15 protein-coding genes are annotated in these 10,714 nt (G+C 57.1%); 11 read left to right on the top strand and 4 right to left on the bottom strand.

Translation table 11 applies throughout. From position 1 onward, the window contains the following. From ACREAY_RS06605 to ACREAY_RS06580, 6 genes are all read left to right on the top strand, one after another. Positions 1 to 131 (top strand): methionine adenosyltransferase domain-containing protein (locus ACREAY_RS06605; protein WP_431754973.1); only part of this gene is annotated, 131 nt, incomplete at its 5' end. Positions 132 to 165: 34 nt separating this feature from the next. Continuing rightward, positions 166 to 912: an SDR family NAD(P)-dependent oxidoreductase gene (locus tag ACREAY_RS06600; protein ID WP_431754970.1), complete on the top strand. Its 747-nt coding sequence runs from the start codon at positions 166 to 168 to the stop codon at positions 910 to 912. Next, the gene (locus ACREAY_RS06595; RefSeq protein WP_431754969.1) at positions 909 to 2,060 is read left to right on the top strand and encodes a cobalt-precorrin-5B (C(1))-methyltransferase; all 1,152 of its coding nucleotides are present in this window, start codon (positions 909 to 911) and stop codon (positions 2,058 to 2,060) included. The genes ACREAY_RS06600 and ACREAY_RS06595 overlap by 4 nt, the downstream gene beginning before the upstream one ends. A gap of 24 nt (positions 2,061 to 2,084) precedes the next feature. Then, positions 2,085 to 3,155: a cobalt-precorrin 5A hydrolase gene (locus ACREAY_RS06590; RefSeq protein ID WP_431754968.1), complete on the top strand. Its 1,071-nt coding sequence runs from the start codon at positions 2,085 to 2,087 to the stop codon at positions 3,153 to 3,155. A 10-nt stretch (positions 3,156 to 3,165) separates the two neighbouring features. Next, on the top strand, positions 3,166 to 3,921 hold the full coding sequence (locus ACREAY_RS06585; RefSeq protein ID WP_431754967.1) for a sirohydrochlorin chelatase: 756 nt from the start codon (positions 3,166 to 3,168) through the stop codon (positions 3,919 to 3,921). A gap of 31 nt (positions 3,922 to 3,952) precedes the next feature. Beyond that, entirely contained in the window at positions 3,953 to 4,588 is a 636-nt protein-coding gene (locus ACREAY_RS06580; RefSeq protein WP_431754972.1) for a precorrin-8X methylmutase, read from the top strand. On the opposite strand, the gene ACREAY_RS06575 is transcribed toward ACREAY_RS06580, so the two are convergent. Next, positions 4,577 to 5,938: a cobyrinate a,c-diamide synthase gene (locus ACREAY_RS06575; RefSeq protein WP_431754966.1), complete on the bottom strand. Its 1,362-nt coding sequence runs from the start codon at positions 5,936 to 5,938 to the stop codon at positions 4,577 to 4,579. The two genes, ACREAY_RS06580 and ACREAY_RS06575, sit on opposite strands and share 12 nt — an antisense overlap. A gap of 26 nt (positions 5,939 to 5,964) precedes the next feature. Continuing rightward, complete coding sequence (locus ACREAY_RS06570) at positions 5,965 to 6,741, bottom strand: PH domain-containing protein (protein WP_431754971.1); 777 nt, start codon at positions 6,739 to 6,741, stop codon at positions 5,965 to 5,967. Positions 6,742 to 6,845: 104 nt separating this feature from the next. Between ACREAY_RS06570 and cobO the strand changes: the two genes are divergently transcribed. The 5 genes from cobO to ACREAY_RS06545 are packed head-to-tail and all read left to right on the top strand — an operon-like array spanning position 6,846 to position 9,960. After that, positions 6,846 to 7,379, top strand: coding sequence for a cob(I)yrinic acid a,c-diamide adenosyltransferase (gene cobO, locus ACREAY_RS06565; RefSeq protein ID WP_431754965.1), 534 nt, complete (start codon positions 6,846 to 6,848; stop codon positions 7,377 to 7,379). 43 nt (positions 7,380 to 7,422) lie between these two features. Further along, positions 7,423 to 8,241, top strand: coding sequence for a translation initiation factor IF-2 subunit alpha (locus tag ACREAY_RS06560; RefSeq protein ID WP_431754964.1), 819 nt, complete (start codon positions 7,423 to 7,425; stop codon positions 8,239 to 8,241). Continuing rightward, positions 8,238 to 8,414 carry an RNA-protein complex protein Nop10 gene (locus ACREAY_RS06555; RefSeq protein WP_431754963.1) on the top strand — a complete coding sequence of 59 codons (177 nt, stop codon included), beginning with the start codon at positions 8,238 to 8,240 and terminating at the stop codon, positions 8,412 to 8,414. The genes ACREAY_RS06560 and ACREAY_RS06555 overlap by 4 nt, the downstream gene beginning before the upstream one ends. Positions 8,415 to 8,441: 27 nt before the next feature. Then, positions 8,442 to 9,464 carry an NAD(P)/FAD-dependent oxidoreductase gene (locus tag ACREAY_RS06550; protein WP_431754962.1) on the top strand — a complete coding sequence of 341 codons (1,023 nt, stop codon included), beginning with the start codon at positions 8,442 to 8,444 and terminating at the stop codon, positions 9,462 to 9,464. 22 nt (positions 9,465 to 9,486) lie between these two features. Then, positions 9,487 to 9,960, top strand: a complete 474-nt coding sequence (locus tag ACREAY_RS06545) for an acyl-CoA thioesterase (RefSeq protein ID WP_431754961.1) — start codon at positions 9,487 to 9,489, stop codon at positions 9,958 to 9,960. Here the strand turns inward: ACREAY_RS06545 and ACREAY_RS06540 are convergent, their stop codons facing one another. Further along, positions 9,961 to 10,137, bottom strand: a complete 177-nt coding sequence (locus ACREAY_RS06540; RefSeq protein ID WP_431754960.1) for a hypothetical protein — start codon at positions 10,135 to 10,137, stop codon at positions 9,961 to 9,963. A 34-nt stretch (positions 10,138 to 10,171) separates the two neighbouring features. Then, positions 10,172 to 10,714, bottom strand: a 543-nt coding sequence (locus tag ACREAY_RS06535; RefSeq protein WP_431754959.1) for an isocitrate lyase/PEP mutase family protein, incomplete at its 5' end; no start/stop codon positions are given.

The following is a 10,714-nucleotide window of genomic DNA, read 5'->3' as shown; positions in this document are numbered from 1 at the left end:
CTGCAGGGATCGTCAAGACGCTGGACCTAAAGCGCCCCATATACAGAAAGACCGCGGCATACGGCCACTTTGGAAGGGATGAGCCGGGCTTTACGTGGGAAAAGACCGACAAGGCGCCGCTCCTAAAGTAATGCTAATGTAATGTCCACTACCTACCATTCAGGATTGAAAGGCAGGGTAGCGGTAGTGACCGGCGCCACCAGGGGCATCGGTTTTGAGATTGCAGGCGAGCTTGCCGCAAGGGGTGCCACGGTCATGGCCTGCTCGCGCCATCTTGCCAGCGCGGAAAAAGCCGCCGGCAAGATTGGCAAGAACGCCCATGCCGGCGCCGTGGACATTTCAAGTACTGCAAGTGTCCGCGACTTTGTGAAAAAGGCGGTCAAGGATTTTGGCGCCATAGACATCCTTGTCAACAACGCCGGCTATCCGTTTGACCGCAAGGCATGGTACAAGCAGTTTCATGAAACGACAGACGAGGAGGCAAACGCCGTCATCGAAGTCGACCTCAAGGGCACCTTCCGGATGACGCGCGCAGTCATTCCAATAATGGTAAAGAAAAAGGGCGGCGTCATCATCAGCATCTCGTCGACCCCTGCCATTGCAGGCCACACCGAAGGCGCGCCATATACCCTTGCCAAGGCGGGGATAATCGCGATGACCAAGCACGTCGCGCTTGAATACGGCCGGGACAACGTCCGCGCCTATACGCTTGCGCTTGGCAACATTGCTACGGACGCGACTTTTCACTCGATGACAGAAAAGGAGCGCATGGCTGCCGCGCAGGAAAACGCGATGAAGCGATGGGGCGCCCCCCGGGAAGTCGCAAGGGTGGCCGCAAGCGTCGCCGGCGACGACTTTTCCTTTGCCACTGGCAACACCATCGTGGTCGACGGCGGAGCGGTGTTTTTGTGACTGACGACATCGAGCTTGCCGAGCAGGAGCAAGAGCTCCCTGAAGAGATAGCAGAAAAGAAAAAGAAAGGCACGCTAAGGACCGGCTATACGACCGGCACGACTGCGACTGCGGCCACCAAGGCGGCGCTTTTGGCGCTCATCACCGGCAAGCCTGCAGACAGGGTCACGGTGAGCCTGCCAAAGAACAAGACCGCGACGCTTGCGGTAGCATGGACCCGGCCGGAAGGCGCCGGCGTGACGTGCGCGGCAATCAAGGACGGTGGCGACGACCCGGACGTGACGCACGGTGCCGAGATCTGCTCTACCGTGTCATTCAGCGGCAGCGCCGGCCAGATAAGCGTCGACGGGGGCAGAGGGGTCGGCAGGGTGACCAAGCCGGGCCTAGGCCTGGAGATCGGCAGGGCGGCAATCAACAGTACGCCGATGTCTATGCTCGTGCAGGCCGTCGAAGAGGCTGCGCCGGAACAATTGAAGACGCGGGGGATACAGGTCGTCATATCTGTTCCAAAGGGGGAGGAGCTTGCCAAAAAGACGGACAACCCTCGCCTTGGGATAATGGGAGGCATCTCGATACTCGGCACGACCGGCATCGTCCTGCCGTATTCTACCGCGTCGTTTGCCGCCTCTATACGGCAGAGCCTCGACGTCGCGATAGCGATGGGGGCAGACACGGCAGTCCTGACCACCGGCGGCCGGAGCGAAGACTTTGCCAAGGCGCTTTTCCGCGACTTGCCGGAGCACAGCTTTGTGCAGATGGGCGACTTTTCCGGCTACTCTGTAAAGCAGTGCGCCGACAAGAACATGCGCAGGGTAATCATTGCTGGCTTTATCGGCAAGCTGACAAAGATGGCGATGGGGGTCAAGCAGACGCACGTCAGGGGCTCGCACGTCAACATGGAGTTCATGGCGCAGCTTGCAGAGCAGTGCGGCGCGCCCGCAAGCGTCATTTCAGAAATAAAACAGGCCAACACGGCCCGGCACGCCGGAGAGATGGTCGTCAGGCATAACGTGGCAGGGTATTTTGACCTCCTTTGCAAAAAAGTCTTTGAGCAGATGCGCGATCATTCAAAGGGCAAGCTGGACCTGGAAATAATCATGTTCGAGTTTGACGGGCGCATACTGGCGCGCTTTCCAGCAAGACATTAATGAGCTGGCCTGCATTGCAAGCCGGTGACACGCACTGCCGTCGTCGCCATCACCAAAAACGGCATAGAAATTGCGCGCAGGATAAAGGCGCGCCTGCCAGAAGCAGAGATATACGTGCCGGCAAAGCACAGCGACTCTGGCGCCGACATCAACTGGTTTTCAGAGCAGAGCACGCAGCTGGTCGCCGGCCTGTTCAAGTCGCACGACGCGCTTGTCTGCATATTTTCACTTGGCGCAGCAATCAGGATGGTTGCGCCCTACCTCGTCGACAAGAAAAGCGACCCTGCAGTGGTCGCGATAGACGACAGGGCAAACTATGTCATCAGCGCTCTCTCCGGCCATCTGGGGGGTGCCAACGCGCTTGCCCGGCTCCTCGCGTCGATACTGGGAGCCAAGCCGGTCATCACGACGGCGGCAGACGTCAACGAGACGATAGCGGTGGACCTCGTCGGCAGGGAGATTGGCTGGACGATAGAGAATTTTGAAAACGTGACGCGGGTCAGCGCGCTGATGGTTAACGAGGAAAAGATTGCGCTTTACCAGGACGCCGGCGAGCGCAGCTGGTGGGCCGGCCAGATGCCCAAGAACGTCACGACTGTAAACAGTATCGACGAAATCAAGGCGCCCGAGTTCAAGGCCGCCCTTGTCATCACGGACAAAATCGTCGATGCAGACGTCATGGCAAAATCTGTCGTCTACAGGCCAAAGTGCCTGGTAGTCGGCATCGGCCTGCACTGGGACACGAGCAGAGACACAATTGAATCCGGAGTAGCGACGGTGTTTCAGGAAAAAGGCTTTGCACTCGCAAGCCTGCGCAACATTGCAAGCGTGAACAGGGGGACACCAGTAAAGGGCCTCGACGAGTTTTCTGCACAGCACGGCATTCCCGTAGAGATTTACGAAAAGGCCGATTTGGCAAAAGTGGAGGTGCCAAACCCGTCAGAGGCGGTGGCTAGGTTTGAGGGCACGGCAAGCGTCTCTGAAGCCGCGTCGCTACTGAGCTCTAAAGGCGAACTGATAGTTCCAAAGCAAAAGTTCCCGCCAAACCTGACGGTGGCCGTGTGCAGGATTAACTATTATAGCCCGCAGGCCTAGCTCTGCCCGGTTGAAAAGGGCGCTTTTGATAGTTGACAGGGGCAGCAGGGAGCCGGAGGTCCGGCAAGAGCTGCAGGACATTTGCGCCCTTGCCAAGAGCAGGGCCGGATACGACTATGCAAACTATTGCTTTTTAGAAGTGCTGCCGCCGTTCATCGACGAAGGCATCAGCCGATGCGTCGCCGACGGGGCTGAGGAGATAACCGTCATGCCATACTTTCTCTACCCCGGCATGAAACTTAAAGACACTGTAAAGCAGAGCGCAAGGATTGGCCGGGACAAAAAGCTGAAAATGGCGATAACTAGGCCGCTCAGCTATCACCCGTCGATGCCCCTGCTGGTAGCAGAGCGGATAAAAGAGCTAAAACGCGAAAAGGGAATAGGCCTTGCCGACAGCGAGTCCGACGTGCTCCTGATAGGGCACGGCAGCAGCGACAAAAACGCTCACGATGCGTTCATGCACCTTGCCGAAACGATTACACCGCAGTATCGAAACGTCCAGCCATGCTTTTTAGAGCTTGACAGGCCAAACATCGAAGAAGGCATTGCGCGGATCGTTGCAAAAAGCCCAAAGGTGATCTTGATGATGCCGTACTTTTTGCACAAGGGCGCGCACATCAAGCGCGACGTCGTCAACGACGTCAACGCCGCGCTTGAAAAAGCAAAGTTCCAAAATGCCCACATGGCGCGCCACCTGGGCGTCGACGAGACGCTCGTCAGGCTGATAGTTGAAAGGGCGGCGGAGGTCGAAAAGAGGCGTGGCTGACACCAGCTTTGGGACGGCTGACAGCCGCGACATGGCAGAGCGGGCATTTGACATTGAAAAGCGCAGCTTTGAAATGATTGACGAGGAAGTGGGGCCGCACGGCTACGACAAGATGCAGTGGCCCATAGTCCGCCGGGTGATACACGCGACGGCCGACTTTGACTTTGCCAGCAATGCAAAGATCCTGTTCCACGAGCGGGCGATAGCGTCGGCGTTTGAAGCAATAGGAAAAAAATGCACAATCGTGACAGACGTAGACATGGTGCTTGCGGCCATCAACAAAAAGTCGCTTGCCGATCTCCAATTAAAGACGGCGTGCTACATCGCCGACCAGAAGCTGGCAGAGGAATCAAAGTGGCTTGGCAAGACCCGGTCAGAGATGGCTATGAGAAAAGCCGCAAAAGAGATGGACGGCGGCATCGTGGTGATTGGCAACGCGCCTACCGCGCTCTATGAAGTGATTGCGATGGTAAAGGAAGGGGCGACAAGGCCAGCGCTTGTCGTCGGGATACCGGTCGGCTTTGTCTCTGCGCCAGAGTCCAAGGAGGAGCTTGCCAAGACCGACGTGCCTTTCATCACAAACGTCGGGAGAAAGGGCGGAAGCCCCGCAGCGTCGTCGATAATGAACGCGATCTTGCTCCTGTACAAAAACAACTCACCTGCGTGAGTGCGAGGCGCAGCTTTTCACAAGCGTTCTCGGCAGCCTGTCGTTTGAAAAGTGCAGGTGCATGTATGCGGCAAGGCTGTTTCCGACGATAAAGCCGTCCCTGCCGCCTGCAACGCCGTTGCCTTTTTTCATCGTGTATGCAAACCTGCTGTCAGGGGCGATATCTTGCATGGCCGAGTAGTGAAACTCGTGGCCGTGCAGCGATGCCCTGCCAAAGATGGGGCCGTCGCAGTGTGCCTCGGTATAGTTGAGCGTGAGGCGCGCCGTCATGGCCGTGTCAGCGTCGACCACACCCACCATCTTTCTGCGCTTTTTCTCGCCTTTGTAGCCGCTGATAGAGCGCGTAAGGTACATGAGCCCGCCGCATTCGCCATAGACCGGCATGCCTTCTCCTACAGCTTTTGCCACCGACTTTATCATCTGACCGTTGCCTTCAAGCTGGTCTGCAAGCACTTCGGGAAACCCTCCACCAAGAATCGCGCCTTCCGCGTCTGGCAGCCGCCTGTCGTGAACTGGGCTAAAGAATACGAGCCGGGCGCCGTGCCTGCGCAGGGCGTCGAGGTTGTCTGAATAGTAAAAGTTGAACGACTCGTCAAGCGCGACTGCGATGCGGACCTTCTCCTTTTCCTTTTCTGTATGTACCGTGCGTGGAAGGGGTGACCTGCCGCACAGCGCGACCACTGCGTCAACATCTAGCTGGTCGGCGACGTATCTTGCTGCTTTCACAATCGCGGCACGCTTGCTCTTGTGCAGTTCCTGCGCCGGCACGAGGCCGAGGTGGCGCTCTTCCATCCTGATCTCTTTGTTGCGCTTCACCATCCCGACTATGGGCACCTTTATCTTTGCAAGTGCATCTTGGAGATAGCCGGCGTGCCTGTCGCCGGCGACGTTGTTGAGAACGACGCCCGCTATCCTTGTGCTCCTGTCAAAGCGCGTAAAACCAAGCACGACTGCGGCTATAGACCTTGTGGCCTTGCCCGCGTCCACGACCAGCACCACAGGCGCGTCTAGCATCCTGGCCACGTGCGCCGTGCTGGCATAGTTGTCCCTGCCTGACATGCCGTCATAGAGCCCCATGACGCCTTCAATGACTGCAATGTCCGCGCCCTGCACCGCGTTGCTGAAAGATTCGAGCACGCCGCCCTTTTTCATGAGCCACGCGTCAAGGTTGCGCGACTGCCTGCCGGTCACAAGCGTGTGGTAGGAAGGGTCGATAAAGTCAGGTCCGACCTTGAACGGCTGGACCCTGAAACCTCTTTTGCGCAGCGCGTGCATGACTGCGACTGCGACTGTGGTCTTGCCGACGCCGCTGGTGACGCCTGCCACGACTACCCTTGGTATGCCCTGCACGGTGATAGCTTGCCGTGGTATTTTTATTAACTTAGTGTCTCTGGGAACTTGGTCTTGCACGCCACGCAAAAGACCGCGTCAGACGTCGTCAGGGTGTCGCACGCAGGGCACATCTTCCAGATGTTGGACTCGGCCAGCAGGTCCTTGCCGCACTGGGGGCAGAACTTGGACTTGTCCGGCACCGTCGCGTTGCAGTAGCGGCATCCCGGCGGCTTTGGCTCGGCCGCAGGCTGCGCCAGCACTTCCCTGCTCACCTCCGGCTTGATGCTGAACATCAGCTCTTCTTTCAGCACCTGGAACTCTTGTTCCGAGATGATGCCTTGCGCCTTCATGGCGGCAATCTTTTCAATCTTTTCGGCTGGGTCGCCGGCCGAAAACTGTACCGGCTCTTGCCTTCTCGTCTCCATCCTTTTCTGCGGCGCATACACCTTTCTCTTTGGCTGCCCTAGCTCGCCCCTCATGCCCCTCTGTATCAGCATGCTGGCGTGGATGGCGACTTTTTTGTCGACGGCGGGAAGCTCTATCTTGTGGGGCGACGACCGGGGCTTCAGGTATATCTCTGTGGAAAACAGGCCGCGCTTTAGCATGATGGTTGAAATGTCGTCAAAGCTGACGTCGATTATCTTGGCCTTTAGGCCGAACATGCCGGGCTTTTTGAAGAGCACCCGGTTGCTTGTGATGTAGATCCTGTTCTGTGACGAAAGGGCACCGCCCGGGGCAGTCTTGGACTGCGACGCCACGAGCAATACCTGCTCATCAGACATCAGCATGCCCGCTATCTCGGGGTCTACCTTCTCCAGCATCACGTAATGTATCCACCGCCCTTTTGCTTTAATACGCTATGCATTTGGACTATCTATGATTCTTCTGGGTAGATTTTTATCCCAACGCGGTTGACATGCCGCCATTGGCTGACAGGGGGCTTGTCATCGTGTACACCGGCAGGGGCAAGGGCAAGACCACCGCCGCGCTCGGAATCGTGCTTCGCGCAGTCGGGCACGGTTACAAGGTGGGCATGATCCAGTTCATCAAGGGCGAGTGGTATTACGGCGAGCTGACGAGCTCCAAGAGGCTGGAGCCCGAGTTTGAGATGATCGCCGCCGGGAAGGGCTTTGTCGGGATAATCGACGACGACCACCCGATAGAAGACCACCAAAAGGCCGCCGGCCAGGCGATGGCGATAGCAAGGGAAAAGCTGGCGTCCGGCGCCTATGACGTCCTGATACTTGACGAAATAAACTATGCGGTAAAGCTGAACCTGATATCCGAGCAGGACGTGCTTGACCTGATAGCGGCAAGGCCGCAAAAAACCACTGTAGTGCTGACGGGCAACTATGCGCCTGAAAAGGTGATAGAGGCCGCAGACCTGGTGACTGAAATGAAGGAAGTAAAGCACCCGTACCAATCGGGCATAAAGGCGAAAAAGGGCATCGACTTTTGATGGCAACCTTAAAGTATGGTGCGCGCCCGGCGTAAAATGCAAAATGCCTGCCCCTCAGGAGGCTCAGAAACTCCCGGAAGACGGCGAGATTGTCATCGCCACGGTAAGGGAGGTCAGCGGGCACGGCGCCTATGTGAACCTTGACGAGTACGGCAACATGACCGGCTTTTTGCACATCTCGGAAATCGCGACTGGATGGATACGCAGCGTCGAGCGCTACGTCCGGCCAAAGCAAAAAACAGTACTAAAGGTTATCCGCGTCAACAATGCAAGGGGCGAGGTGGACTGCTCGCTAAAGCAGGTGTCCGGCGAGGAGCGCAAGTCCAAGCTCATCGAGGCAAAAAAGAGCGAGAAGGCGACAGCCTTTATGGATTTCATCAAGGCGAAACTGAAACTGTCTGGCGCGCAGGTGGCCGAAGTAGAGGAAAAGGTCCTGCAGAAATACGATTACATTTACGACGTTTTTGAGGACGTGGCAAGGAGGGGTCCGGAGGTCATGCAAAAGCTCGACCTGTCAGACGAGATCAAAAAGGCGATTGAAGAGGAGAGCAGCAAGATCCAGGTGCCCGTAGTCGAGGTCCGGGGCATCATGGAGATATCGTCAAAGAGGCCGGACGGCATCGAGGCAATCAAGGCGACCCTTGCCGGAGTCCAGAGCAGCAAAACCGGCGCCAGGACAGATGTTACTTACGCGGGCGCCCCGCGCTACAGGATTATCGTCACGGCCGAGAATTTCAAAGTCGCAGAAAAATCCATGAACAACGCCGTCGAAAAGGTGCGCGGCGCGCTGGAAAAGCAGAACGGGACGTTCAACTTTACACGCGAAGAGTCGACAAAATCGCACCAGGGATTAAGGACATGAAACACCTAATCCGCAAATGCCCTGCATGTGGCGCCTACAGCCTTTCTCACGAGTGCCCCAAGTGCAACGCAGCCACCATCGACCCGCACCCGCCCCGGTACTCGCCTGACGACAAGTACGTGCGCTACCGCGTCGCAGAGCGCTACGCCGAAGGCGACAAGGATTATAAATGAAACTAGGTCAATTTTGAGCTGACCGCGTTGAAATTCGCTATCGCCGGCGCAGGAGTTGCAGGGAGTTACCTTGCCAACATGCTCGTACGGCGCGGCCATGAAGTCGAGATCTTTGAGTCGTCCACTCCACAAAGCCATTGGCCAGTCTGCGCCTGGGGCGCGTCGCGGCACATGCTTGAAAAATTCTCCGAAAAGGCCGGCCTTGACTTTGAGCAGTACATACTCCACGTGGGAAAAAGCCTCCGCATGGACCTGCCAAAAGGCAAGGTCGAGTACCTCGAACTAAGGGGGCTGGTCACTTATGACAAGCACCGGTGGGAGCACGACTTGATGAAGGGGGCCGAGATAAAATACGGCTCCAGAGTCTCTAAAGAGACGTTCCCGTTTGACGACTATGACTATGTCCTTGACTGCACCGGCCTCCACCGGACGCTGCTGCCGAGGTCAAAAGACGATTTCCTAATCCCGGCTTACGAGTACCTGCTAGAGGGGGTAAAGGGCGAAGAAGAATTCTACACTATTGGGTACGAGGGGGCCAAGGGATACTTTTGGTATTTCCCGCTTGGCGACGGGCGGGGCTACATGGGCGCCGGCGACGTGCTAAAGCGGTATCAGGGCGTAGACGAGTTCTTTGAGAGGCACCCGGAGGCCCAGGTCGTAAAGAAAATAGGCAGGCCGATACGACTCGCGCCGCCAAAAAAGATGGAGCCCTTTTTTCAGGGCAACGTGGTAGGCGTTGGCGAGTCAATAGGAACCGTCTTTCCGATGCTTGGCGAGGGCATCATCCCGTCGCTCATCTGCTGCGACATCTTTCTCGACGCGCTCGGGCAAGAGTTTGATTCCAAGCAATACCGCAAAAAGGTGCTCAATTACTTCGACTATTACGACGACGTCTACCGGATTGTGCGGTTAAAGATGGACGGCAAGCTGTCGACCATCCGGCACGCCAACCTGCTCATGAGCATGTACCGGCACATGAAAAAGGAGGAAAGGCGCTTTGGGTTCGAGATAAGCCTTGAAAAGATGAACCGGCTGGTAAACGCTTTATAGAAGAGCGGGCGCGCTTGCTATGTTGAAACCCAAGAGCCCGCAAGAGTCGAGGGCAGAAACGGCGGTCCTGATGATGCCGCCGGACGCAAACCCTATGGGTAACGTCTTTGGCGGCGTGATAATGAAGCACGTCGACCTTGTCGCCGGCATCGTGGCAAAGAGGCACGCGGGGCACGCCAACCTCGTGACTGCAAGCATCGACCGGGTCACTTTTCTGCGCCCCGTGTTCATCGGCAACGCACTAGTGCTCTCTGCAAGGATAAATTACGTCCGCAGGTCGTCGATGGAAGTCGAAGTCGACATCGACTCTGAGGATTTTGACGCCGGGGCAAGGGTGAGGACCGGGACTGCGTTTGTCACGATGGTCGCGCTTGACAAGGACGGCAGGGCGACTGAAGTGCCCCAGTTGCTCCTGGAAACAGACGAGGAGAAAAAGAGGTTTTCTGAAGGAAAAAGGCGAATGATGACGCGCCTGCGCGAGGCGGGCAAGGCCTAGTCACTCAAAGTATTCCAGTTCCTCTGAATCCTCGTCCCGGTCGCTGTCGCCCACGCCCTGCGGGGCCCGGACCGCGCTTTTCCTTTCGAGGTTTGCGTTGAGCCTGCGAAGCTCGGCGAGTATCTCTCGCAACAATGCCGTCTGCTCGTCCTGCCTGGCTGGTGCCTTTTTTGCCAACGTGTTTTTGGTGGCAGGCCGGCATAATTAAGGTCTAGCTGTATTTTTTTTCGAGGCCCATGTACTTTTGCAGGTCTACAAACTTGTTAAAGTCCTTGAACGTGACCATCATCTTGCGGGTCTTGTCCGTTCCGCCCGTCTTTTTCAGCTCTGTAAAGACCTCCTGCATCGCAAATGTGGCGCTGTACAGACCCGACAGCGGAAAGACGGCTATGCGGTAGCCAAGCTTTAGCAGCTGCTTTGCCGGCATGGTGGGCGTCACTCCGTCTTCGATCATGTTTGCGACAAGCGGCGCGTCTATCTCGTCGGCGACCTTTTTCAGCTCCTCGATGGTCCTCGGCGCCTCCACAAATATCACGTCCGCGCCGGCTTTTTTGTACGCCTTGCCCCGCTCTATCGCCTCGTCAAGGCCCATCGGTGCCCGCGCGTCGGTCCTAGCCACGATGATAAAGTCCTTGCTCTTTCTCGCCTCGACCGCAGCCTTTAGCTTGGGAAGGTAGTCGTCCCGTGGTATCACGTCCTTGCCAACCATGTGGCCGCACCTCTTGGGCCAGATCTGGTCTTCCAGGAACATGCC

Origin of the sequence: Nitrososphaera sp., assembly GCF_050748925.1 — an archaeon.
Taxonomy (GTDB): Archaea; Thermoproteota; Nitrososphaeria; order Nitrososphaerales; family Nitrososphaeraceae; genus Nitrososphaera.
Note: the sequence above shows the minus strand (reverse complement) of the source record. Positions and strands in the feature narration are given on the sequence as shown.

Bases quoted from the DNA above. Each gene is read 5' to 3' on its own strand.
- ACREAY_RS06580 (WP_431754972.1), top strand. From the start codon at position 3,953: ATGGCAGAGCGGGCATTTGACATTGAAAAGCGCAGCTTTGAAATGATT.
- ACREAY_RS06570 (WP_431754971.1), bottom strand. From the start codon at position 6,741: ATGCTGGAGAAGGTAGACCCCGAGATAGCGGGCATGCTGATGTCTGAT.
- ACREAY_RS06560 (WP_431754964.1), top strand. From the start codon at position 7,423: ATGCCTGCCCCTCAGGAGGCTCAGAAACTCCCGGAAGACGGCGAGATT.
- ACREAY_RS06555 (WP_431754963.1), top strand. From the start codon at position 8,238: ATGAAACACCTAATCCGCAAATGCCCTGCATGTGGCGCCTACAGCCTT.